The sequence below is a fragment of the Enterobacter sp. 186315 genome, from assembly GCF_053290175.1.
Window position 1 is genome coordinate 62307 of the sequence record NZ_JBPTTK010000005.1, and the last position, 22269, is coordinate 84575.

Genomic DNA, 22269 nt, shown 5'->3' on the forward strand with positions numbered 1-22269 from the left:
GGTGGCGCTACGCTTACCGGGCCTACAAATGGCACGAAAGTAGGCCGGGTAAGCGCTAGCGCGTCACCCGGCTTTTTTGTCGGCATTATTCCATCCAAAATGTGACGCAAGTCATATAGCTAGCTTATTCATCTGGACAGACATTCCTTTTATTCACCGATTCGCTTATTCTTGCTGAAGCGTTTCAGTCGATTAAATGTTCGACAATTGACCAATCAATCGCAGTTTGTGACAGCAAGGATTCCCCTTCGGGCGTAGCTGGATTACTCTTTCAGCCACCTCAAACCCAGGGATAGCTTTGCAGGAGATCTATGACCGTACGCGTAGCGATTAATGGCTTCGGTCGCATCGGGCGCAACGTGGTTCGTGCTTTATATGAATCCGGGCGTCGTGCGGAAATCACCGTGGTGGCAATCAATGAACTGGCGGATGCTACGGGCATGGCGCATTTATTGAAATATGACACCAGCCATGGCCGCTTTGCCTGGGACGTTCGCCAGGAAAGAGATCAGCTCTTCGTCGGCGACGATGTGATTCGCGTACTGCATGAGCGCACCATCGAGGCGCTACCGTGGCGTGAACTGGGTGTGGATGTGGTGCTCGACTGTACCGGCGTGTACGGCAACCGTGAACACGGTGAAGCGCATCTGGTAGCGGGGGCGAAAAAGGTCCTCTTCTCCCATCCCGGCAGTAACGATCTCGACGCAACCATCGTCTTCGGCGTAAACCAGCACGAGCTACAGGCCGAACACCGCATTGTCTCCAACGCCTCCTGCACCACCAACTGCATTATTCCGGTCATTAAACTGCTAGACGATGCGTACGGCATTGAATCAGGCACCGTGACCACGATTCACTCCGCCATGCACGATCAGCAGGTTATCGACGCGTATCATCCTGATTTACGACGCACTCGCGCAGCGAGCCAGTCCATAATCCCGGTTGATACTAAACTGGCTGCGGGGATCACCCGAATTTTCCCCCAGTTTAACGACCGTTTTGAGGCCATTGCGGTTCGCGTACCGACCATCAACGTCACCGCAATCGATCTTAGCGTGACGGTGAAAAAACCGGTAAAAGCCTGTGAAGTCAACCTGTTGCTGCAAAAAGCGGCACAGGGTGCATTTCATGGTATAGTTGACTATACGGAATTACCGTTGGTCTCAGTGGATTTTAACCACGACCCGCACAGCGCCATTGTTGATGGCACACAAACGCGCGTCAGTGGCGCACACCTTATCAAGACGCTGGTCTGGTGTGATAACGAATGGGGCTTTGCTAACCGAATGATCGACACGACGTTAGCAATGGCCGCGAAAGGTTTCAGGTAGAGCGCATGTTGCGCTTGCAAAACTTTTAGAATCAACGAGAGGATTCACCATGTCTGTAATTAAGATGACCGATCTGGATCTGGCTGGTAAACGCGTTTTCATCCGTGCCGATCTGAACGTACCAGTTAAAGATGGCAAAGTGACCAGCGACGCACGTATCCGTGCTTCCCTGCCAACCATCGAACTGGCGCTGAAGCAAGGTGCAAAAGTGATGGTCACCTCCCACCTGGGTCGTCCGACTGAAGGCGAATACAACGAAGAGTTCTCTCTGCTGCCGGTTGTTAATTACCTGAAAGACAAACTGTCTAACCCGGTTCGCCTGGTCAAAGATTACCTCGACGGCGTTGACGTTGCTGAAGGTGAGCTGGTTGTTCTGGAAAACGTTCGCTTCAACAAAGGCGAAAAGAAAGACGACGAAACCCTGTCCAAAAAATACGCTGCGCTGTGTGACGTGTTCGTAATGGATGCGTTCGGTACGGCTCACCGTGCTCAGGCGTCTACCCATGGTATCGGTAAATTCGCAGACGTCGCTTGTGCAGGTCCTCTGCTGGCTGACGAACTGGAAGCACTGGGTAAAGCACTGAAAGAACCAGCACGTCCAATGGTCGCTATCGTTGGCGGTTCTAAAGTGTCTACCAAACTGACCGTTCTGGATTCCCTGTCTAAAATCGCTGACCAGCTGATCGTTGGCGGTGGTATCGCGAACACCTTCGTTGCTGCTCAAGGCCACAACGTGGGTAAATCCCTGTACGAAGCAGACCTGGTTGACGAAGCTAAGCGCCTGCTGAGCACCTGCGATATCCCTGTTCCAACTGACGTTCGCGTTGCAACCGAGTTCTCTGAAACCGCCACTGCAACCCTGAAATCTGTAAACGACATCAAAGATGAAGAGCAGATTCTGGACCTGGGCGACGTGTCTGCCGAGAAACTGGCTGGCATCCTGAAGAATGCGAAAACCATTCTGTGGAACGGTCCGGTTGGCGTGTTCGAATTCCCGAACTTCCGTAAAGGTACTGAAATCGTTGCTAACGCCATCGCAGACAGCGAAGCATTCTCTATCGCAGGCGGCGGCGACACCCTGGCAGCTATCGACCTGTTCGGTATCGCTGACAAAATCTCCTACATCTCCACTGGTGGCGGCGCGTTCCTCGAATTCGTGGAAGGCAAAGTTCTGCCAGCAGTAGCAATGCTCGAAGAGCGCGCTAAGAAGTAAGCCATTTAAGGGCAGGGTAACCTGCCCAATTTTCAGCGCGCTTTAGGGCACGCACCCCTTTCCAAGGCCGAAGATACAGGACTCGTAACATGTCTAAAATTTTTGATTTCGTAAAACCTGGCGTGATCACTGGTGATGACGTTCAGAAAGTGTTCCAGGTAGCTAAAGAGAACAACTTTGCCCTGCCAGCAGTAAACTGCGTGGGTACTGACTCCATTAACGCCGTACTGGAAACCGCTGCAAAAGTTAAAGCTCCGGTCATCGTACAGTTCTCCAACGGCGGCGCTGCGTTCATCGCGGGTAAAGGCGTGAAAACCGACGTTCCTCAGGGTGCTGCAATCCTGGGTGCTATCTCTGGTGCGCACCACGTACACCAGATGGCTGAACACTACGGTGTTCCAGTTATCCTGCACACTGACCACTGCGCGAAGAAACTGCTGCCGTGGATCGACGGTCTGCTGGACGCGGGTGAAAAACACTTCGCGGCAACCGGTAAGCCACTGTTCTCTTCTCACATGATCGACCTGTCTGAAGAGTCACTGCACGAAAACATCGAAATCTGCTCTAAATACCTGGCGCGCATGGCCAAAATGGACATGACCCTGGAAATCGAACTGGGTTGCACCGGCGGTGAAGAAGACGGCGTGGACAACAGCCACATGGACGCTTCTGCACTGTACACCCAGCCAGAAGACGTTGATTACGCTTACACCGAGCTGAGCAAAATTAGCCCACGCTTCACCATTGCAGCGTCCTTCGGTAACGTACACGGCGTTTACAAACCAGGTAACGTGGTTCTGACCCCAACTATCCTGCGTGATTCTCAGGAATACGTTTCCAAGAAACACAACCTGCCGCACAACAGCCTGAACTTCGTCTTCCACGGCGGTTCCGGTTCTTCTGCTCAGGAAATCAAAGACTCCGTAAGCTACGGCGTAGTGAAAATGAACATCGATACCGACACCCAATGGGCGACCTGGGACGGTATCCTGCAATACTACAAAACCAATGAAGCTTACCTGCAAGGCCAGCTGGGCAACCCGAAAGGCGAAGACCAGCCGAACAAGAAATACTACGATCCACGCGTATGGCTGCGCGCAGCGCAGACTTCCATGGTGACTCGTCTGGAGCAGGCATTCAAAGAGCTGAACGCGGTTGACGTTCTGTAATTTGAGCTGCTGACAGCATCATAAGGCCCGCAAATGCGGGCCTTTTTTTATGGTTTTTCAATCAGCTGTTCTCTCCAGAGAATGTGATCTCTTTGGCAATATCGGCACTTTTTGTTTACCCTTTACTGACCTGCCTGTCTCCACAGGGGATGGATTTTTGTGTTTTGGTTTTGCATAAGGAAGGATGAATGGAAGATCTTGGTGTAGTAGATGGCATTAATAACGCGGGTAACTGGCTGGTTCGCAACCAGGCATTGCTGATTAGCTATGCAGTGAATATTGCCGCAGCAATCGCGATCATCGTAGTGGGTATGATTGTTGCCCGTACCGTATCCAGAGGCATCAACCGCGTCATGCTCTCCCGTCATATTGATGCGACGGTGGCCGATTTTCTTTCAGCGCTGGTACGCTACGGGATCATTGCCTTCACCCTGATTGCGGCGCTGGGTCGCGTAGGCGTGCAGACCGCCTCGGTGATCGCGGTACTCGGTGCCGCCGGTCTGGCCGTGGGTCTGGCGCTCCAGGGTTCGCTGGCAAACCTTGCGGCTGGCGTACTGCTGGTCACGTTCCGTCCTTTCCGCGCGGGTGAATACGTTGATTTGGGCGGTACCGCCGGTACGGTTCTTAACGTGCAGATTTTCTCCACCACGCTGCGCTCAGCGGACGGCAAAATTGTTATTGTGCCTAACAAAAAGGTCATCGACGGCAATATCACTAACTTTTCCCGCGAGCCGGTGCGTCGTAACGAGCTGATTATTGGCGTCGGTTATGATTCCGATACCGAGCTGGTTAAAAAGCTGATCACCGACATTATTCAGTCCGACGAGCGTATCCTTAAAGATCGCGAAATGACCGTACGCCTGAACGAGCTTGGCGCGTCGTCCATTAACTTTGTGGTGCGCATCTGGAGTAAAAGCGGCGACCTGCAAAACGTTTACTGGGACGTGCTGGAGCGCATCAAGCGTGAGTTCGACGCGAACGGCATCAGCTTCCCGTATCCGCAGATGGACGTAAATCTCAAGCGCGAGAAAGCAGCCGAATAATTTGCTTTCACGTAGGCCCGGTAAGCGCTAGCGCCACCGGGCTTTGTTTTTATAAGTATTGCTAATCCCCAATTAAAATTATCCATTTCCTCTAATGTCGTTCCCGCAGTATAGTCAGCGCCCAGGACAATTTTGTGAGAGTGACGTGATGTTATCCTATTATTTTCAAGGTCTTGCCCTAGGCGCGGCCATGATCCTTCCCCTCGGCCCGCAGAACGCGTTTGTTATGAATCAGGGCATTCGCCGCCAGTATCATCTGATGATTGCGCTGCTGTGCGCGGTCAGCGATTTACTGCTTATTTGCGCCGGAATATTCGGCGGCAGCGCGCTGCTGATGCAGTCCCCGTGGCTGCTGGCGCTGGTGACCTGGGGCGGCGTGGCGTTCCTGCTCTGGTATGGCTTTGGCGCACTGAAAACGGCGATGAGCAGCAATATTGAGCTGGCGAGCGCCGAGGTGATGAAGCAGGGGCGCTGGAAGATTATCGTCACCATGCTGGCGGTTACCTGGCTTAACCCGCACGTGTATCTTGATACCTTCGTGGTGCTGGGCAGCCTTGGCGGACAGCTGGACGTCGAGCCGAAACGCTGGTTCGCGCTGGGGACGGTGAGCGCCTCCTTCCTGTGGTTCTTCGGGTTAGCCATTCTGGCGGCCTGGCTGGCCCCGCGTTTGCGAACCGCGAAAGCGCAGCGCATCATTAATACGCTGGTCGGCCTGGTGATGTGGTTTATTGCTTTCCAGCTCGCGAAAGACGGCATTTCCCACGTACAGGGTTTGCTCAACTAAGCCTTGTCTTATGGACAATTGTGCAGGACGCGCTAAGCTTGCTGCCATGCGCCCTGTTGATGGGGCACTCTTCGCAACATGGAGGAATGACAGTGAAGTTTAAAGTGATGGCCCTGGCGGCATTAGTAAGTTTTGGTGGGGTGTCCGCTCAGGCAAATGAATTGCCTGCTGGCCCGCACATTGTGACCTCAGGTACGGCCAGCGTAGACGCCGTACCGGATGTGGCAACCCTCGCAATCGAAGTCAACGTGGCTGCAAAAGACGCCGCCTCTGCCAAGAAGCAGGCAGACAATCGTGTTGCGCAATATCTCTCTTTCCTCGAACAAAACGGCATAGCGAAAAAGGATATCAACTCTGCGAACCTGCGCACTCAGCCGGATTACGACTATCAGAACGGCAAAAGCATTCTGAAAGGCTACCGTGCGGTACGTACCGTGGAAGTGACGCTGCGCCAGCTTGATAAGCTTAACTCTCTGCTGGATGGCGCGCTGAAGGCGGGTCTGAACGAAATCCGTTCTGTCTCACTGGGCGTTGCGCAACCGGAGAAGTACAAAGACGAAGCGCGTAAAGCGGCTATTGATGATGCGATCCATCAGGCAGAGCAGCTGGCGTCTGGCTTTAAGAGCAAGCTCGGCCCGGTATATAGCGTGCGCTACCATGTCTCTAACTACCAGCCAAGCCCGATGGTGCGGATGATGAAGGCCGACGCTGCACCGGTTTCTGCTCAGGAAACTTACGAGCAGCCGACGATTCAGTTCGACGATCAGGTGGATGTGGTGTTCCAGCTGGAACCTACAACGGCAGAGCAGCCGAAACCGGCAGCGGCCGAACAGCCTAAACCGGCTCCGGAACAGCCAAAGCCTGCGCCAGCAGAAGAGCCTAAACCTGCGCAATAACCTTCAGGCCGGGTAGGGCGGATTCGCCACCCGGCTTTTTTCTTAGTCCTGTCTCAACACCTTATGACCAAACGCCAGCAGCGCGTCGGTGACGTTGCGCATCATGCGGCTTTCCGGCGCAAAGCGATGCCAGTAGAGCATCCGACGCTGATACAGCCCCGGCGTTAAATCAATCAGCTCGCCGCTTTTCAACTCTTTCTCAATTTGCAGATGCGGGATCATGCAGCAGGTGGTGCCCTGACGCGCGAGCTGCACGAAGGCTTCCGACGAGTTCACGATATGGCACGGCACGCTGCCCGGCGGCAGGTCGAAGTTTTGCTGTAAAAAGGCCTGATGCATATCGTCCAGATGATCGAACGCTACGGCAGGGGCTTTCAGCAGCGCGGCGCGGGTTACGCCGTTCGGGAAGTAGCGCTCGGCGAAGGCTTTTGAACCGACAAACAGGTAATCAAGCGCGCCCAGCTGATCTACCAGGCAGCTTGGCAGCGCCTGAGGCTGGATACTTACCGCCCCAACCACTTCGCCACGGCGCAGACGCTCCTGGGTGCGGGTTTCATCTTCAACCTGTAAATTCAGACGGATAGGGGAGTCGGCCAGCACTGGCGCAAGGGCCGGTAACAGCCAGGTTGCCAGACTGTCGGCGTTTACCGCAAGCGACAGCAGCAGCGGCGTGGAGCCGGTCTGTTCATCGCCCAGCCACTCATCTTCCAGTAGCTCCACCTGGCGCAGCAGTGCGAGCAGCTTCTGGCCTTGCTCCGTTGGACGAGGCGGCACGGTACGCACCAGCAGCGGCTGCCCGAACATGTTTTCAAGCTGTTTGATACGCTGTGAAACCGCGGATTGAGTAATGCACAGCTTCTGCGCCGCGCGCTCAAAACCTCGTTCACGAATAACCGCATCAAGTGCCTGTAGTGTTCTGTAGTCCGGACGTTTCATTGCTCTGGCTGGCTCCTAAATTTTGCTTAATCTGCACTATGACACAATTTTCCCTTCGTGGCAGACGAATTCCACCTCGCGTGTTCTATAATGCCGCCTGAGTTTTCACACCACAGGCAAAACGATCATGACGCAGGATGAACTGAAAAAAGCAGTAGGATGGGCCGCTCTCCAGTACGTGCAACCGGGAACCATTGTTGGTGTAGGTACCGGTTCGACAGCGGCACACTTTATTGATGCACTGGGCACGATGAAAGGACAGATCGAGGGCGCGGTTTCCAGCTCTGATGCCTCCACGGAAAAGCTGAAAAGCCTCGGCATTACCGTTTTCGATCTTAACGAAGTCGATCGCCTGGGGATTTACGTGGACGGCGCGGATGAAATCAACGGCCATATGCAGATGATCAAAGGCGGCGGCGCGGCGCTGACGCGTGAGAAGATCATCGCCTCCGTTGCGGACAAGTTCATCTGTATCGCGGATGCGTCCAAGCAGGTTGATATTCTGGGTAATTTCCCGCTGCCGGTGGAAGTGATCCCTATGGCGCGCAGCGCCGTTGCTCGTCAGCTGGTGAAGCTGGGCGGTCGTCCTGAATATCGTCAGGGCGTGGTGACCGATAACGGTAACGTGATCCTCGACGTACACGGCCTGGAGATTCTGGACGCGGTGGCGATGGAAAATGCGATTAACGCCATTCCGGGCGTAGTCACCGTAGGGTTATTCGCCAACCGTGGCGCGGATGTGGCGCTGATTGGCACCGCCGACGGCGTGAAAACCATCGTAAAATGATCTGACGGGGGGAGCTCTCCCCCCGCTAAAAATATTTTGAAATGCCAAATTCGGTGACTTGTGTCACGCTTTTGCGCCTCATTTGCCGATCCTGCCGCTTTCGTAATTTTACGCAGCATATTCCTCTGCCATTTCGCTCTGTATGACTTTTCTTCAGAGTGCCGACGCAAACGTTCATATTGCCGCAATAGTTTTTTTTGATATGTTGACGGGAGCGGATTTACATCCAGCACAACATCAGTTCAGACAAAAAACAGGGTCGGGTAAATGGCAAAGGTATCACTGGAGAAAGACAAGATTAAATTCCTGCTGGTCGAAGGCGTGCATCAGAAAGCGCTCGATAGCCTTCGTGCGGCAGGGTACACCAACATCGAATTTCATAAAGGCGCGCTGGATACTGAAGAGCTGAAAGCGTCCATCCGTGATGCCCACTTCATTGGCCTGCGATCCCGTACTCACCTGACTGAAGAGGTTATCGCTGCGGCAGAAAAGCTGGTTGCGATTGGCTGTTTCTGCATCGGCACCAACCAGGTTGATCTGAATGCGGCGGCGAAACGCGGTATTCCTGTCTTTAACGCCCCGTTCTCTAACACCCGTTCCGTAGCGGAGCTGGTGATCGGCGAACTGCTGCTTCTGCTCCGCGGTATTCCAGAAGCCAACGCCAAAGCGCACCGCGGCGTGTGGAACAAGCTCGCCTCTGGCTCTTTCGAAGCGCGCGGCAAAAAGCTGGGGATTATCGGCTACGGTCATATCGGCACACAGCTCGGTATTCTGGCTGAATCTCTCGGGATGCACGTCTTCTTCTACGATATTGAAAGCAAGCTGCCGCTGGGTAATGCGACGCAGGTTCAGCATTTGTCTGACCTGCTGAACATGAGCGACGTAGTGAGCCTGCACGTGCCGGAAAATGCCTCTACCAAAAACATGATGGGTGCAGAAGAGCTGGCGCTGATGAAGCCGGGTTCACTGCTGATCAACGCCGCGCGCGGTACGGTTGTCGACATTCCGGCGCTGTGCGATGCGCTCAAGCGTAAGCATCTGGCGGGCGCGGCCATCGACGTATTCCCGACGGAGCCTGCAACCAACAGCGATCCGTTCACCTCTCCGCTGTGCGAGTTCGACAACGTGATCCTGACGCCGCACATCGGCGGCTCAACGCAGGAAGCGCAGGAGAACATCGGTCTGGAAGTGGCGGGCAAACTGAGCAAGTATTCCGACAACGGCTCGACGCTCTCTGCGGTTAACTTCCCGGAAGTCTCTCTGCCGCTGCACGGTGGCCGTCGTCTGCTGCACATCCACGAAAACCGTCCGGGCGTGCTGACCGCCATTAACCAGATTTTTGCCGAGCAGGGCGTCAACATTGCCGCGCAGTATCTGCAAACGAACTCGCAGATGGGTTACGTGGTGATTGATATCGAAGCGACGGAAGAGGTTGCCGAGAAAGCGCTGCAAAGCATGAAGGCCATTCCAGGAACGATTCGCGCGCGTCTGCTGTACTGATTGTGCGAGGTAGATGCAAAACGGTAACGGTAGTTACCGTTTTTTATGTTTTCACCCTCTCCCTGTGGGAGAGGGCTGGGGTGAGGGCATCAGGCTGCACGCCTGTTTCACCACTCCCACAGCTTCGACGGCGTCACCACCGCAGGCAGCGGCACATCCCATTTCTCCACCGGCAGCATATCCACCTGCTGACAATCATGCGCATAGCCCACCGGCTGCACGCCGTACTGCTGCCAGTTTTGCAGCGTCCGGTCATAAAACCCGCCGCCCATGCCCAAGCGCTGGCCTTGATTATCAAACGCCACCAGCGGCGCGATCAGCACATCCAGCTGTGAAAGCGGAAGCACGTCGCGCACGTCGAGTTTCGGCTCGGTGATTTTCAGACGATTTACCACCAGCTCGCTGTGCGGATGGTAGTTCAGGAACAACAGATTGCCCTCGCTAAAGGGATGCAGAACGGGGAGATAAACCTGCTTTCCGGCACGCCAGAGTTGGTCAATCAGCGGCTGGGTATCAAGCTCGCCATCAAACGAGAGAAACAACGCGACAGTGTGGGCCAGCACCACGGGCGGATAGGCCATCATGCGTGCAGCGGCCTGTTGGGCGAAATGCGTTTGCTGTTCAGAGGTTAACGCGCGACGGCGTTTGCGGATTAACTGACGGATTTCTTGTCGCGATGCAGAAACTTCAGGAAATTGAGTCATGGTAGCTGGTAGATGAAGAGAGAGGGAATCTCCGAGATGCCGCCGCAGGCTGTAACCCTTGAACCCTTGGTTCAAGGTGAATGTGTCGTCATAGTTTTAAGGCTTCTCGGACGAACCGAGCATGCTCACCAACCATGGAGCGCCACATTCTTGTGGTATGAAATATCGGCTCAGGGGACTGGCCCGCTTGCGAACATCTCAGAGAAATTTTGTCTTCACAGTTACTCTACCATAGTCAACTGCGAAGTGTTATTCAAACTTAGGTCCCGGTCTTTCGGGATTGCGACCCTGATCAAGCAATGCCTGTTCAATGGTCTGTTGGAGCATTTTAATACGTTGCTCCATGCTCGCCGCGTAGTCGCGGGTCTTCGCTTTTTCCTGAGTCAGTTCATAGCTGATGTTCAACGCGGCGATAAACACCAACTGCTCAGTATTTGTGACTCTAGTGCGTTCTTTTAGATCTTGCAACCGCTGATTCAAATCGTCCGCAGCCTGATTCAAAGCATCCCTTTGTTCAGGTGGACAATTCACTCGCAGTGAACGGCCAAAAATCTGGAGATCGACGGGTTGTGCAGACATGCCACCTTCCTGCTGATTGACTGCGCTGCCTTCGCTTACAGCCCCGGGGGCTGCGAAGGGGCGACACTATAGCTACCCTGATGTGAAGATACAAGCCCTTTTCTGGTATCACCAGGGTCCAAAGTGGTAGCATATCATGAATATCCTCCCTTTGATGACGAATGCGTATGTCTATACAGAACGAAATGCCTGGTTACACCGAAGTCAGCCAGTTCCTGAACCAGCAGGGAGTCGGATTAACCCCTGCCGAAATGCACGGTCTGATCAGTGGGATACTGTGTGGCGGAAACAGCGACAGCTCATGGCAGCCGCTGGTTCACGACCTGACCAACGAAGGTCTGGCCTTTGGCCACGAGCTTGCTGAAGCGCTGCGTAAAATGCACTCCGCGACCAGCGACTCGCTTGAAGACGATGGCTTCCTTTTTCAGCTTTATCTGCCTGATGGCGATGACGTCAGCGTGTTCGATCGCGCCGACGCGCTCGCGGGTTGGGTAAACCACTATCTGCTGGGGCTTGGCGTATCACAGCCTAAACTGGATAAAGTGACCGGCGAAGCGGGTGAAGCTATCGACGATCTGCGTAATATCGCGCAGCTTGGCTACGACGAGGACGAAGACCAGGAAGAGCTGGAGATGTCCCTCGAAGAGATCATTGAGTACGTCCGTGTTGCCGCACTGCTGTGCCACGACACCTTCACGCGCTCGCAGCCAACCGCACCGGAAGTCCAAAAACCGACCTTACATTAAAAACAACAACGCACAGGGGATGTCATGGTTATTTCTACGCTTGAGTATTCTCGCCGTCGTCAGGCGCTGCTGGAGCAGATGCAGCCAGGAAGCGCCGCGCTGATCTTCGCCGCGCCCGAAGTCACGCGCAGCGCCGACAGCGAATATCCTTATCGTCAAAGCAGCGATTTCTGGTACTTCACCGGCTTTAACGAGCCGGAAGCGGTACTGGTGCTGATTAAGAGCAATGACACCCACAACCACAGCGTCATCTTCAACCGCGTGCGCGATCTCACAGCCGAAATCTGGTTTGGTCGCCGCCTGGGGCAAGAGGCCGCGCCGGAAAAGCTCGGCGTCGACCGCGCCCTGGCGTTTAGCGAAATCAACCAGCAGCTGTATCAGCTGCTCAACGGTCTGGACGTGCTCTACCACGCGCAGGGCGAATACGCTTACGCTGATGAGATCGTCTTCACCGCGCTCGACAAGCTGCGCAAAGGCTCGCGTCAGAATTTAACCGCCCCGGCGACCCTCACCGACTGGCGTCCCGTGGTGCATGAAATGCGCCTGTTCAAATCCGAAGAAGAGCTTGCGGTGATGCGCCGCGCGGGTGAGATCAGCGCGCTGGCGCATACCCGCGCGATGGAAAAATGCCGTCCCGGAATGTTTGAGTATCAGCTCGAAGGCGAAATTCACCACGAGTTCAACCGTCACGGCGCGCGCTATCCTTCCTACAACACCATCGTGGGCGGCGGCGTGAACGGCTGCATCCTCCACTACACGGAAAACGAAAGTGAACTGCGCGATGGCGATCTGGTGCTGATCGACGCCGGGTGTGAATACCTGGGCTATGCGGGGGATATCACCCGTACCTTCCCGGTGAACGGCAAATTCACCCCCGCGCAGCGCGCGATTTACGACATCGTGCTGGAATCACTGGAAACCTCGCTGAAGCTTTACCGTCCGGGCACGTCTATTCAGGACGTTACCGGCGAGGTGGTGCGCATTATGATTAGCGGCCTGGTGAAGCTGGGCATCCTGAAAGGGGATATCGATACCCTGATTACGGAAAACGCGCATCGTCCGTTCTTTATGCATGGCCTGAGCCACTGGCTGGGGCTGGACGTGCATGACGTCGGGGCTTATGGCCCGGATCGTTCACGTCCGCTGGAGCCGGGGATGGTCCTGACCGTGGAGCCGGGGCTCTATATCGCGCCGGATGCGGACGTGCCGGAGGAGTATCGCGGGATCGGCATTCGTATCGAAGACGACATCGTGATTACCGAAACCGGTAATGAAAACCTGACCGCGAGCGTCGTGAAAAACGCGGACGATATCGAGGCGCTGATGGCAGCGGCACGCGCATGAGCGTGATCATCGTTGGCGGCGGCATGACCGGAGCCACGCTTGCTCTGGCTATCTCGCATTTAACCCGTGGGCAGCTTCCGGTTCATCTGATCGAAGCGGTCGCGCCAAATGCCACCGATCATCCCGGCTTTGATGCCCGCGCCATCGCGCTCGCACAGGGCACCTGCCAGCAGCTGTCGCGCATTGGCATCTGGCAGGCGATTGCCGATCGCGCCACGCCAATTAATACCGTGCACGTCAGCGATCGCGGTCATGCGGGTTTTGTCACCCTCGACGCGCACGATTACCGCATCGACGCGCTCGGGCAGGTTGTCGAGCTGCATGACGTCGGCCTGCGCCTGTTCCGACAGCTTCAGGACGCGCCGGGCGTGACCCTGCACTGTCCGGCGCGGGTGGCAAGCTTCACCCGCAACGAAGAGGCGGTCAGCGTCACGCTGGAAGACGGCACAACTCTGGAGGGGCAGCTTCTGGTTGCCGCAGACGGCTCGCGCTCCACGATTGGCAGCCAGTGCGGCATTCAGTGGCGCGCTCATCCTTACGGGCAGGTTGCGGTGATTGCCAACGTTTCTACCGCGGGCGACCACAACGGTCGGGCGTTTGAGCGATTCACGCAGCACGGTCCGCTGGCGATGCTGCCGATGTCCCAGGGGCGCAGTTCGCTGGTGTGGTGCCATCCGCAGGATAAAGCCGAGGACGTGCTAAGCTGGTCTGATGAACGTTTTTGTTCTGAGCTGCAAAAAGCCTTCGGCTGGCGGCTTGGGCGTATCACCCATGCGGGCAAACGGGCGGCGTATCCCCTGTCGTTAACCACCGCCTCGCAGGTGATTTCCCATCGCGTGGCGCTGGTGGGCAATGCCGCGCAGACCCTGCACCCGATTGCCGGACAGGGCTTTAATCTGGGGCTACGCGACGTGATGAGCCTGGCGGAATCGCTGGCGCAGGCGTGGAGCACTCAGCAGGATTGCGGCGCGTATTCTGTACTGAGCCACTACCAGACGCGCCGTCAGGCCGATAAAGCGGCGACCATCGGCGTGACCGATGGTTTAGTGCATCTGTTTGCCAACCGCTGGGCGCCGCTGGTTGCGGGGCGCAACCTCGGGCTGATGGCGATGGAATTATTCATTCCGGCACGCGACGTGCTGGCGCAGCGGACCCTCGGTTGGGTCGCGCGTTAAGGAGTTAACACCGTGCAAAATGTTGATGTCGCCATTGTCGGCGGCGGAATGGTCGGGCTGGCACTGGCCTGCGGTTTACAGGGCAGCGGCCTGCGCGTGGCGGTGCTTGAGCAAAACGTCCCTCAGCCCGTTGCGCAGGATGCGCCGCCCGAGCTGCGCGTGTCGGCCATTAATGCCGCCAGCGAAAAGCTGCTGACGCACCTGGGCGTGTGGTCCGATATCGTTGCCCGTCGCGCGAGCTGCTATCACGGCATGGAAGTGTGGGACAAAGACAGCTTTGGCCACATCGCCTTCGACGACGAAAGCATGGGCTACAGCCATCTGGGCCATATCGTTGAAAACGCGGTGATCCACCACGCGCTGTGGCAAAAAGCGCAAAGCTGTAGCGATATCACCCTGGTGGCCCCTGCGCAAATTCAGCAGGTGGCGTGGGGCGAAAACGAAGCGTTCATCACCCTGCAAAGCGGCGACATGCTCACCGCGCGGCTGGTGGTTGGCGCAGACGGCGCGAACTCCTGGCTGCGTAACAAAGCGGATATTCCGCTGACGTACTGGGATTATCGCCATCACGCGCTGGTCGCGACGATCCGCACCGAAGAGCCGCACGGCGGCGTGGCGCGGCAGATTTTCCACAATGACGGCATTCTGGCGTTCCTGCCGTTAAGCGATCCGCACCTGTGCTCTATCGTCTGGTCCTTAGTGCCGGAGAAAGCGCAGCAGATGCACGAGGCGACGCCGGAGGCCTTTAACCAGGCGCTGTGCATTGCCTTTGATAATCGTCTGGGGCTGTGCTCACTTGAGAGCGACCGTCTGGTGTTCCCGCTGACCGGGCGCTACGCGCGCCAGTTTGCGGCGCACCGTCTGGCGCTGGTGGGGGATGCGGCGCACACCATTCATCCGCTGGCCGGGCAGGGCGTGAATCTCGGCTTTATGGACGCGGCGGAGCTGGTTGACGAGCTGCGTCGTCTGCATCGCGAAGGCAAAGATATTGGTCAGCATCTTTATCTGCGCCGCTACGAGCGCAGCCGTAAGCACAGCGCCGCCGTGATGCTGGCGGGAATGCAGGGCTTCCGCGAGCTGTTCGCGGGGGCGAATCCGGCTAAAAAGCTGCTGCGCGATATTGGTCTTAAGCTTGCCGACACGCTTCCGGGCGTAAAACCTCAGCTCCTTCGTCAGGCGATGGGTCTTAACGACCTCCCGGACTGGCTGCAATAATATTGACCCCCGTCACACTATCATTTCCCGGCCTCTGCGCCGGGGAATTTTCCTCGTTTGAAATATTCTAATTTCACGCCATTTTTCGCATTAGATTAACTAATCTGGCGTTTTTGATGTTACGGAAATTCCGCCCGTTTTTCCGGATGAAATATCACCATCTGCTAAATTCTGTGAACATGATGTTAATTTTATGCGGGGTAAATCGCATTTATCCAGTGAATAACTCTGTAGGCTTTTCAGCGTTTTTTGGTCATAAGCTAATGTGATGACCTTTTTTACCTTATGGTTAACCGCCGGTTTCGGTGGTAAGTTCAGGTAAAAGAGAACGTTTGCGTCGACGTCAGGATGTGATGCCGACGCCGGGTTTCGTGGCGATTTTTAAGCCCATGAAACGCAAGACAGCCCCGCTTATTCAACGAGGAAAAGATGGCTCAACAGACTCCTTTGTACGACCAGCACGTGTTATGCGGCGCCCGCATGGTGGACTTCCACGGCTGGATGATGCCGCTGCACTACGGCTCGCAAATTGATGAGCATCACGCGGTACGCACCGACGCCGGTATGTTCGACGTGTCCCACATGACCATTGTCGACCTTCGCGGCAGCCGCACCCGGGAGTTTTTGCGTTATCTGCTGGCAAACGACGTCGCAAAACTGAAGACGCCGGGCAAAGCGCTCTATACCGGGATGCTAAATGCCTCCGGCGGCGTGATTGACGACCTCATCGTCTACTACTTCACCGAAGATTTCTTCCGCCTCGTCGTAAACTCCGCCACCCGCGAAAAAGACCTCTCCTGGATTTCCCAACACGCTGAACCTTTCGCCATCGACATCACCGTGCGTGACGATCTGTCGCTGATCGCCGTACAGGGGCCGAACGCGCAGGAGAAAGCCGCTTCGCTGTTCAACGACGAGCAGCGTAGCGCCACCGCGGGCATGAAGCCGTTCTTCGGCGTGCAGGCGGGCGATCTGTTTATTGCCACCACCGGCTACACCGGTGAAGCGGGCTATGAAATTGCGATGCCAAACGAGAAGGCCGCCGACTTCTGGCGTGCGCTGGTGGAAGCAGGCGTCAAGCCAGCAGGCCTGGGCGCGCGCGATACGCTGCGTCTGGAAGCGGGCATGAACCTCTACGGACAAGAGATGGACGAGGGCGTTTCCCCGCTGGCGGCGAATATGGGCTGGACCATCGCGTGGGAACCGGCTGACCGTGACTTTATTGGCCGTGAAGCGCTGGAGATGCAGCGTGAGAAGGGCACCGAACAGCTGGTCGGGCTGGTGATGATCGAGAAAGGCGTGCTGCGCGGCGAGCTGCCGGTACGTTTTACCGATGCTGACGGTAATCACCGCGAAGGCGTGATCACCAGCGGCACGTTCTCCCCGACGCTGGGCTACAGTATTGCCCTGGCGCGCGTTCCTGCGGGCATTGGCGATACGGCGGTGGTGCAAATCCGCAATCGCGAAATGCCGGTGCGCGTGACCAAACCGATTTTTGTTCGCGCCGGTAAGCCGGTCGCCTAATCATTTTTTATCAGGAGAAATTCAATGAGCAATGTGCCAGCAGAACTGAAATACAGCAAAGAACACGAGTGGCTGCGCAAAGAGGCGGACGGCACTTACACCGTCGGGATCACCGAGCACGCGCAAGAGCTGCTGGGCGACATGGTGTTTGTTGACCTGCCTGAAGTGGGCGCGACCGTGAGCGCGGGCGACGACTGTGCCGTGGCGGAGTCTGTTAAGGCGGCTTCTGACATCTACGCACCGATTACCGGCGAAATTGTTGCCGTAAACGACGCGCTGAGCGACTCCCCGGAGCTGGTGAACAGCGAGCCCTACGGCGAAGGCTGGATCTTCAAAATCAAAGCCAGCGACGAATCGCAGGTTGCCGCGCTGCTGGATGCGACCGCGTACGAAGCATTACTGGAAGACGAGTAATTGTTAATCCCCCTCTCCCTTTGGGAGAGGGCAGGGGTGAGGGTGCCCATCTTCCCCTCACCCTAACCCTCTCCCGGAGGGAGAGGGAACTCAAAATTCACTGCACGTTTCAGGAACCATCGCTCATGACACAGACTTTAAGCCAGCTTGAAAACCGTGGCGCTTTTATTGAACGTCACATTGGGCCGGATGCTCAGCAACAGCAGGAGATGCTGAACACGGTTGGCGCGGATTCATTAAACGCACTGATCGGCCAGATAGTGCCAAAAGACATCCAGCTTGCCACCCCGCCTCAGGTGGGTGAAGCCACCACCGAATTCGCCGCGCTGGCGGAGCTGAAGGCGATTGCGGGCCTGAACAAGCGCTATAAGTCTTACATTGGCATGGGCTACACCAACGTGCAGTTACCGCCGGTTATCCTGCGCAATATGCTGGAGAATCCGGGCTGGTACACCGCGTATACGCCGTATCAGCCAGAGGTGTCTCAGGGTCGTCTTGAGGCGCTGCTGAACTTCCAGCAGGTGACGCTGGATCTGACCGGGCTGGATATCGCCTCCGCCTCGCTGCTGGACGAAGCGACCGCCGCCGCCGAAGCAATGGCGATGGCAAAACGCGTCAGCAAGCTGAAAAACGCTAACCGCTTCTTCGTGGCGGCGGACGTGCATCCGCAAACGCTGGACGTGGTGCGCACCCGTGCGGAAACCTTCGGCTTCGACGTGATTGTCGATGATGCCGACAAGGTGCTGGATCACCAGGACGTCTTCGGCGTGCTGCTGCAACAGGTTGGCACAACCGGTGAAGTTCACGACTACAGCCCGCTGATTGCCGAGCTGAAATCCCGCAAGGTGATCGTCAGCGTCGCCGCCGACTTTATGGCGCTGGTGCTGCTGACCGCTCCGGGCAAGCAGGGCGCGGACATTGTGTTTGGCTCCGCCCAGCGCTTCGGCGTGCCGATGGGCTACGGCGGCCCGCACGCGGCGTTCTTCGCGGCGAAAGATGAATTTAAACGCTCCATGCCGGGCCGTATTATTGGCGTGTCGAAAGATGCCGCCGGAAATACCGCGCTGCGCATGGCGATGCAGACGCGCGAGCAGCATATCCGCCGCGAGAAAGCGAACTCCAACATCTGCACCTCTCAGGTGCTGCTGGCCAACATCGCCAGCCTGTACGCCGTGTTCCACGGTCCGGTTGGCCTGAAGCGCATTGCCAGCCGTATTCACCGTCTGGCGGACATTCTGGCCTGCGGCCTGCAACAGAAAGGCCTCAAGCTGCGCCACGAACACTATTTCGATACCCTGTGCGTTGACGTCGCAGACAAAGCCAGCGTGCTGGCGCGCGCGGATGCCGCAGAGATCAACCTGCGCAGCGATATCCACAACGCCGTGGGCATTACGCTGGATGAATCCACCACCCGCGACGATATCCTGAACCTGCTTAACGTCCTGCTGGGCGATGCGCACGGTCTGGACGTTGACGCGCTGGATAAAGAGGTGGCGCACGACAGCCGCTCGATCCAGCCGAACATGCTGCGCGACGACGCTATCCTGACGCATCCGGTGTTCAACCGCTATCACAGCGAAACCGAGATGATGCGCTATATGCACTCTCTGGAGCGCAAAGATCTGGCGCTGAACCAGGCGATGATCCCGCTGGGCTCCTGCACCATGAAGCTGAACGCCGCGGCAGAGATGATCCCGATTACCTGGCCTGAATTTGCCGAGCTGCACCCGTTCTGCCCGGCAGAGCAGGCGGAAGGGTATCACCTGATGATCAACCAGCTCTCCGACTGGCTGGTGAAGCTGACCGGCTACGACGCGCTCTGTATGCAGCCAAACTCCGGCGCACAGGGCGAATACGCGGGCCTGCTGGCGATCCGTCACTATCACGAGAGCCGCAACGAAGGCCATCGCGATATCTGCCTGATCCCAAGCTCCGCGCACGGCACCAACCCGGCCTCTGCCCAGATGGCGGGAATGGAAGTGGTGGTGGTGGCCTGCGATAAAAACGGCAACATCGATCTGGCCGACCTGCGCGCGAAAGCGGAGCAGGCGGGCGATAAGCTCTCCTGCATCATGGTCACCTACCCGTCGACCCACGGCGTGTACGAAGAGACCATCCGCGAAGTGTGCGAAGTGGTGCATCAGTTCGGCGGTCAGGTTTACCTCGACGGCGCGAACATGAACGCGCAGGTGGGCATTACCTCTCCGGGCTTTATCGGCGCGGACGTATCGCACCTGAACCTGCACAAAACCTTCTGCATCCCGCACGGCGGCGGCGGCCCGGGCATGGGGCCTATCGGCGTGAAGGCGCACCTGGCTCCGTTTGTGCCGGGCCACAGCGTAGTGCAGATTGAAGGAATGCTCACCCGTCAGGGCGCGGTTTCTGCCGCCCCGTTCGGCAGCGCCTCTATCCTGCCAATCAGCTGGATGTACATCCGCATGATGGGCGCGGAAGGGCTGAAGCAGGCAAGCCAGGTGGCGATCCTCAACGCTAACTACATTGCGACGCGCCTGAAATCGGCCTTCCCGGTGCTCTATACCGGCCGCGACGGTCGCGTGGCGCACGAGTGCATCCTCGATATCCGTCCTCTGAAAGAGGAAACGGGCATCAGCGAGCTGGATATTGCCAAGCGCCTGATCGATTACGGCTTCCACGCGCCAACCATGTCCTTCCCGGTGGCGGGTACGCTGATGGTGGAGCCAACCGAGTCTGAAAGCAAAGTGGAGCTTGACCGCTTTATCGACGCGATGCTGGCGATCCGCATGGAGATCGACCGCGTTCTGAACGGCGAGTGGACGCTGGAAGATAACCCGCTGGTGAACGCGCCGCACACGCAGCACGAAATGGTGGCGGAGTGGAACCACGCTTACAGCCGCGAGCTGGCGGTCTTCCCGGCCGGTGTGGCAAACAAATACTGGCCGACCGTGAAGCGTCTTGATGACGTGTACGGCGACCGTAACCTGTTCTGCTCCTGCGTGCCGATGAGCGAATACCAGTAATTTTTCTGGCGTAACAACGTAGGCCGGGTTAGGCGAAGCTGCCGCCCGGCTTTTTTATTGGGAGGGAGCATGGGTATCGCATTAATCACCGGCGCTAGCCGCGGAATAGGTAAAGCCACCGCGCTACAGCTGGCAGCCGAAGGCTACACCGTGGCGGTCAATTATCATCACAACATCAAGGCCGCGACCGAGGTTATCAACCAGATCGTCGAAGCGGGCGGTAAGGCCTTTGCGGTGCGGGCGGATATCAGCGATGAGGCGCAGGTGCTGGCGATGTTCGACAGCATCGACCGCGAAGGAGAGCCTCTTACCGCGCTGGTGAACAACGCCGGGATTTTGTTTGAACAATCCACGATTGAAAACCTGTCCGCCGAGCGCATCAACCGGGTATTTGCCACCAACGTGACGGGCTATTTCCTCTGCTGTCGCGAGGCGGTTAAGCGCATGTCGCACAGGCACGGCGGCGCGGGCGGGGCGATCGTAAACGTCTCTTCCGCCGCGTCGCGCCTGGGCTCGCCGGGGGAATACGTGGATTACGCCGCCTCTAAAGGGGCGGTCGATACGCTGACAACCGGGCTATCGCTGGAGGTTGCCGCGCAGGGCATTCGGGTGAACGGCGTGCGGCCGGGATTTATCTATACAGAGATGCACGCAACGGGCGGAGAGCCGGGCCGCGTGGATCGGGTGAAGTCCCTGCTGCCCATGCAGCGCGGCGGCCAGCCGGAAGAGGTCGCTCAGGCCATTGTCTGGCTGCTGAGCGACAAGGCGTCCTACGTGACCGGCAGTTTCCTGGAGCTCGCGGGCGGTAAATAACCGTTACGACGCCAGCCAGAGCCTCAGGCGCATGCCCCAGCCGCTGGTCCAGCCGGTGGTGATCGACTTCACCTCTCCGTGAGAGAGCACCACCAGCGTCGGCGTCACCTGCACGTCCCACTGACGCGCCAGGCTTCCGCTGGCGTCGTTGATGGTGGGTAGCGCCATCTTTTTCTTCGCAAGCCAGGCCTCAAGCGTCGCCCTATCGCCGGAGCGCAGCGCAACCGACATCACGTTGCCGCCCTCTTCGGCAAGGGCGGCTATCGATGGCGTGGTGTAGCGGCAGACGCCACACCAGGTTGCCCAGACGTAAACCAGCAGGGGGCGCTCTTCGCTCATGGCAATCAGATCGACGGGCTGACCGTCCAGCGTATGCAGCGTGGCGGCGGCGAAATTCTGCGGTAGCGCCGGCTGGCGGAAATAGTCCACCGCCAGGCTGACGGCAATACCGATTAACAGCCACAGGCCCAGTTCGCGCAGCAGGCGCGGGAGCTTATTTACCACGGGCGTTCGCCAGCTGTTCTTTCACCAGCGCCTCCAGATCTGCCTCAGGGATTGCGCCCGCCACCATCTGGTCGCCGATAATGGTCGCCGGCGTACCCTGAATATTCAGCACCTGCGACAGGATCAGGTTCATCTTCAGCGAGTCCATCGTTTTATCATCCGTTTTAATGCTGTCCGTTCCGGTCTTCACCCGCGCGGCCGCGATGCTGGCGTCATCGTGATAGCCTTTTTTCATCATCAGGCGCTGATGCAGCGACCAGAATTTATCCGGCTGCTGCTGCCACACCGACAGCGCCGCTTTGGCCGCGTTCACCGAGCTTTCGCCCTTGAAGGGCAGCAGCTTAATGATGAGCTGTACGTCCGGGTTCTCCCGCACGATTTTCTCCAGCATCGGGTCAAACTGCTTGCAGTAGGGGCAGTTATAGTCCGTGAAGGAGACAATGGTCAGCTTTGGTTCTTTCGCGCCGGTTCTTGGGCTGTTGGGATCGCTAAACAGCAGCTTAGCCAGCTGGTCACTGGATCCGTCATCGGACGGTGCGGCAAAGCTGAACGCCGATAAAGAGATCAAAAGTAGGGCGATAACGGCTCTCATA

At 57.1% G+C, this 22269-nt stretch carries 21 protein-coding genes and 1 other RNA gene; 16 read left to right on the forward strand and 6 right to left on the reverse strand.

The genetic code is table 11. From position 1 onward, the window contains the following. The first annotated feature begins 311 nt into the window (after positions 1 to 311). From epd to ACSVHP_RS07670, 6 genes are all read left to right on the forward strand, one after another. Positions 312 to 1331, forward strand: coding sequence for an erythrose-4-phosphate dehydrogenase (gene epd / locus ACSVHP_RS07645; RefSeq protein WP_447551520.1), 1020 nt, complete (start codon positions 312 to 314; stop codon positions 1329 to 1331). Positions 1332 to 1380: 49 nt separating this feature from the next. Next, the gene (pgk, locus tag ACSVHP_RS07650) at positions 1381 to 2544 is read left to right on the forward strand and encodes a phosphoglycerate kinase (RefSeq protein WP_447551522.1); all 1164 of its coding nucleotides are present in this window, start codon (positions 1381 to 1383) and stop codon (positions 2542 to 2544) included. A gap of 89 nt (positions 2545 to 2633) precedes the next feature. Continuing rightward, a complete protein-coding gene (gene fbaA / locus ACSVHP_RS07655) occupies positions 2634 to 3713 on the forward strand; it encodes a class II fructose-bisphosphate aldolase (protein WP_234670745.1) in 1080 nt (359 codons plus the stop codon). A gap of 188 nt (positions 3714 to 3901) precedes the next feature. Then, complete coding sequence (gene mscS, locus ACSVHP_RS07660; protein WP_234670747.1) at positions 3902 to 4756, forward strand: small-conductance mechanosensitive channel MscS; 855 nt, start codon at positions 3902 to 3904, stop codon at positions 4754 to 4756. Between the two features lie 148 nt (positions 4757 to 4904). Beyond that, entirely contained in the window at positions 4905 to 5540 is a 636-nt protein-coding gene (gene argO, locus ACSVHP_RS07665; RefSeq protein ID WP_234670750.1) for an arginine exporter ArgO, read from the forward strand. A gap of 92 nt (positions 5541 to 5632) precedes the next feature. Next, entirely contained in the window at positions 5633 to 6436 is an 804-nt protein-coding gene (locus ACSVHP_RS07670) for an oxidative stress defense protein (RefSeq protein ID WP_447551655.1), read from the forward strand. A gap of 42 nt (positions 6437 to 6478) precedes the next feature. Here ACSVHP_RS07670 and argP read toward each other — a convergent pair whose 3' ends face one another. Continuing rightward, positions 6479 to 7372 carry a DNA-binding transcriptional regulator ArgP gene (gene argP / locus ACSVHP_RS07675; protein WP_003860089.1) on the reverse strand — a complete coding sequence of 298 codons (894 nt, stop codon included), beginning with the start codon at positions 7370 to 7372 and terminating at the stop codon, positions 6479 to 6481. A gap of 127 nt (positions 7373 to 7499) precedes the next feature. Between argP and rpiA the strand changes: the two genes are divergently transcribed. Both rpiA and serA read left to right on the forward strand, forming a co-directional pair. Continuing rightward, a complete protein-coding gene (rpiA, locus tag ACSVHP_RS07680; protein WP_181620687.1) occupies positions 7500 to 8159 on the forward strand; it encodes a ribose-5-phosphate isomerase RpiA in 660 nt (219 codons plus the stop codon). A 267-nt stretch (positions 8160 to 8426) separates the two neighbouring features. Then, the gene (gene serA / locus ACSVHP_RS07685; RefSeq protein ID WP_234670752.1) at positions 8427 to 9659 is read left to right on the forward strand and encodes a phosphoglycerate dehydrogenase; all 1233 of its coding nucleotides are present in this window, start codon (positions 8427 to 8429) and stop codon (positions 9657 to 9659) included. A gap of 107 nt (positions 9660 to 9766) precedes the next feature. On the opposite strand, the gene ACSVHP_RS07690 is transcribed toward serA, so the two are convergent. From ACSVHP_RS07690 to zapA, 3 genes are all read right to left on the reverse strand, one after another. Beyond that, positions 9767 to 10363 (reverse strand): 5-formyltetrahydrofolate cyclo-ligase, encoded by a 597-nt coding sequence (locus tag ACSVHP_RS07690; RefSeq protein WP_447551525.1) that lies wholly within the window; start codon positions 10361 to 10363, stop codon positions 9767 to 9769. Positions 10364 to 10387: 24 nt separating this feature from the next. Next, a non-coding RNA gene (gene ssrS, locus ACSVHP_RS07695) (6S RNA) lies at positions 10388 to 10571 on the reverse strand. Positions 10572 to 10612: 41 nt separating this feature from the next. Further along, positions 10613 to 10942, reverse strand: a complete 330-nt coding sequence (zapA, locus tag ACSVHP_RS07700) for a cell division protein ZapA (RefSeq protein WP_006811891.1) — start codon at positions 10940 to 10942, stop codon at positions 10613 to 10615. A 167-nt stretch (positions 10943 to 11109) separates the two neighbouring features. Here zapA and ACSVHP_RS07705 point away from each other — a divergent pair, with 167 nt between their 5' ends. The 8 genes from ACSVHP_RS07705 to ACSVHP_RS07740 all read left to right on the forward strand — a co-directional run bounded on the left by ACSVHP_RS07705 (position 11110) and on the right by ACSVHP_RS07740 (position 21172). After that, complete coding sequence (locus tag ACSVHP_RS07705; RefSeq protein WP_234670757.1) at positions 11110 to 11688, forward strand: YecA/YgfB family protein; 579 nt, start codon at positions 11110 to 11112, stop codon at positions 11686 to 11688. 24 nt (positions 11689 to 11712) lie between these two features. Then, the gene (gene pepP, locus ACSVHP_RS07710) at positions 11713 to 13032 is read left to right on the forward strand and encodes a Xaa-Pro aminopeptidase (RefSeq protein ID WP_447551526.1); all 1320 of its coding nucleotides are present in this window, start codon (positions 11713 to 11715) and stop codon (positions 13030 to 13032) included. Next, positions 13029 to 14207: a 2-octaprenyl-6-methoxyphenyl hydroxylase gene (gene ubiH / locus ACSVHP_RS07715; protein WP_447551528.1), complete on the forward strand. Its 1179-nt coding sequence runs from the start codon at positions 13029 to 13031 to the stop codon at positions 14205 to 14207. The genes pepP and ubiH overlap by 4 nt, the downstream gene beginning before the upstream one ends. 12 nt (positions 14208 to 14219) lie before the next feature. Further along, positions 14220 to 15422 (forward strand): FAD-dependent 2-octaprenylphenol hydroxylase, encoded by a 1203-nt coding sequence (gene ubiI / locus ACSVHP_RS07720; protein ID WP_447551530.1) that lies wholly within the window; start codon positions 14220 to 14222, stop codon positions 15420 to 15422. 429 nt (positions 15423 to 15851) lie between these two features. Continuing rightward, the gene (gene gcvT, locus ACSVHP_RS07725; RefSeq protein WP_447551531.1) at positions 15852 to 16946 is read left to right on the forward strand and encodes a glycine cleavage system aminomethyltransferase GcvT; all 1095 of its coding nucleotides are present in this window, start codon (positions 15852 to 15854) and stop codon (positions 16944 to 16946) included. A 24-nt stretch (positions 16947 to 16970) separates the two neighbouring features. Then, positions 16971 to 17360, forward strand: a complete 390-nt coding sequence (gene gcvH / locus ACSVHP_RS07730) for a glycine cleavage system protein GcvH (RefSeq protein ID WP_447551533.1) — start codon at positions 16971 to 16973, stop codon at positions 17358 to 17360. Between the two features lie 125 nt (positions 17361 to 17485). Then, a complete protein-coding gene (gene gcvP, locus ACSVHP_RS07735) occupies positions 17486 to 20359 on the forward strand; it encodes an aminomethyl-transferring glycine dehydrogenase (RefSeq protein WP_447551534.1) in 2874 nt (957 codons plus the stop codon). Positions 20360 to 20428: 69 nt separating this feature from the next. Further along, on the forward strand, positions 20429 to 21172 hold the full coding sequence (locus tag ACSVHP_RS07740) for an SDR family oxidoreductase (protein ID WP_447551535.1): 744 nt from the start codon (positions 20429 to 20431) through the stop codon (positions 21170 to 21172). 3 nt (positions 21173 to 21175) lie between these two features. Here ACSVHP_RS07740 and ACSVHP_RS07745 read toward each other — a convergent pair whose 3' ends face one another. Then, positions 21176 to 21676: a protein disulfide oxidoreductase gene (locus tag ACSVHP_RS07745; RefSeq protein WP_447551536.1), complete on the reverse strand. Its 501-nt coding sequence runs from the start codon at positions 21674 to 21676 to the stop codon at positions 21176 to 21178. Continuing rightward, positions 21666 to 22268 carry a DsbA family protein gene (locus ACSVHP_RS07750; RefSeq protein ID WP_447551538.1) on the reverse strand — a complete coding sequence of 201 codons (603 nt, stop codon included), beginning with the start codon at positions 22266 to 22268 and terminating at the stop codon, positions 21666 to 21668. The genes ACSVHP_RS07745 and ACSVHP_RS07750 overlap by 11 nt, the downstream gene beginning before the upstream one ends. Position 22269: the final 1 nt, after the last annotated feature.

Coding starts and splice junctions, on each gene's coding strand:
- rpiA (WP_181620687.1), top strand. CDS start 7,500: ATGACGCAGGATGAACTGAAAAAAGCAGTAGGATGGGCCGCTCTCCAG.
- pepP (WP_447551526.1), top strand. CDS start 11,713: ATGGTTATTTCTACGCTTGAGTATTCTCGCCGTCGTCAGGCGCTGCTG.
- ACSVHP_RS07690 (WP_447551525.1), bottom strand. CDS start 10,363: ATGACTCAATTTCCTGAAGTTTCTGCATCGCGACAAGAAATCCGTCAG.
- pgk (WP_447551522.1), top strand. CDS start 1,381: ATGTCTGTAATTAAGATGACCGATCTGGATCTGGCTGGTAAACGCGTT.
- gcvT (WP_447551531.1), top strand. CDS start 15,852: ATGGCTCAACAGACTCCTTTGTACGACCAGCACGTGTTATGCGGCGCC.
- argP (WP_003860089.1), bottom strand. CDS start 7,372: ATGAAACGTCCGGACTACAGAACACTACAGGCACTTGATGCGGTTATT.
- ACSVHP_RS07750 (WP_447551538.1), bottom strand. CDS start 22,268: ATGAGAGCCGTTATCGCCCTACTTTTGATCTCTTTATCGGCGTTCAGC.
- mscS (WP_234670747.1), top strand. CDS start 3,902: ATGGAAGATCTTGGTGTAGTAGATGGCATTAATAACGCGGGTAACTGG.
- ubiH (WP_447551528.1), top strand. CDS start 13,029: ATGAGCGTGATCATCGTTGGCGGCGGCATGACCGGAGCCACGCTTGCT.
- gcvH (WP_447551533.1), top strand. CDS start 16,971: ATGAGCAATGTGCCAGCAGAACTGAAATACAGCAAAGAACACGAGTGG.
- gcvP (WP_447551534.1), top strand. CDS start 17,486: ATGACACAGACTTTAAGCCAGCTTGAAAACCGTGGCGCTTTTATTGAA.
- epd (WP_447551520.1), top strand. CDS start 312: ATGACCGTACGCGTAGCGATTAATGGCTTCGGTCGCATCGGGCGCAAC.
- fbaA (WP_234670745.1), top strand. CDS start 2,634: ATGTCTAAAATTTTTGATTTCGTAAAACCTGGCGTGATCACTGGTGAT.
- zapA (WP_006811891.1), bottom strand. CDS start 10,942: ATGTCTGCACAACCCGTCGATCTCCAGATTTTTGGCCGTTCACTGCGA.
- argO (WP_234670750.1), top strand. CDS start 4,905: ATGTTATCCTATTATTTTCAAGGTCTTGCCCTAGGCGCGGCCATGATC.
- serA (WP_234670752.1), top strand. CDS start 8,427: ATGGCAAAGGTATCACTGGAGAAAGACAAGATTAAATTCCTGCTGGTC.
- ACSVHP_RS07705 (WP_234670757.1), top strand. CDS start 11,110: ATGTCTATACAGAACGAAATGCCTGGTTACACCGAAGTCAGCCAGTTC.
- ACSVHP_RS07740 (WP_447551535.1), top strand. CDS start 20,429: ATGGGTATCGCATTAATCACCGGCGCTAGCCGCGGAATAGGTAAAGCC.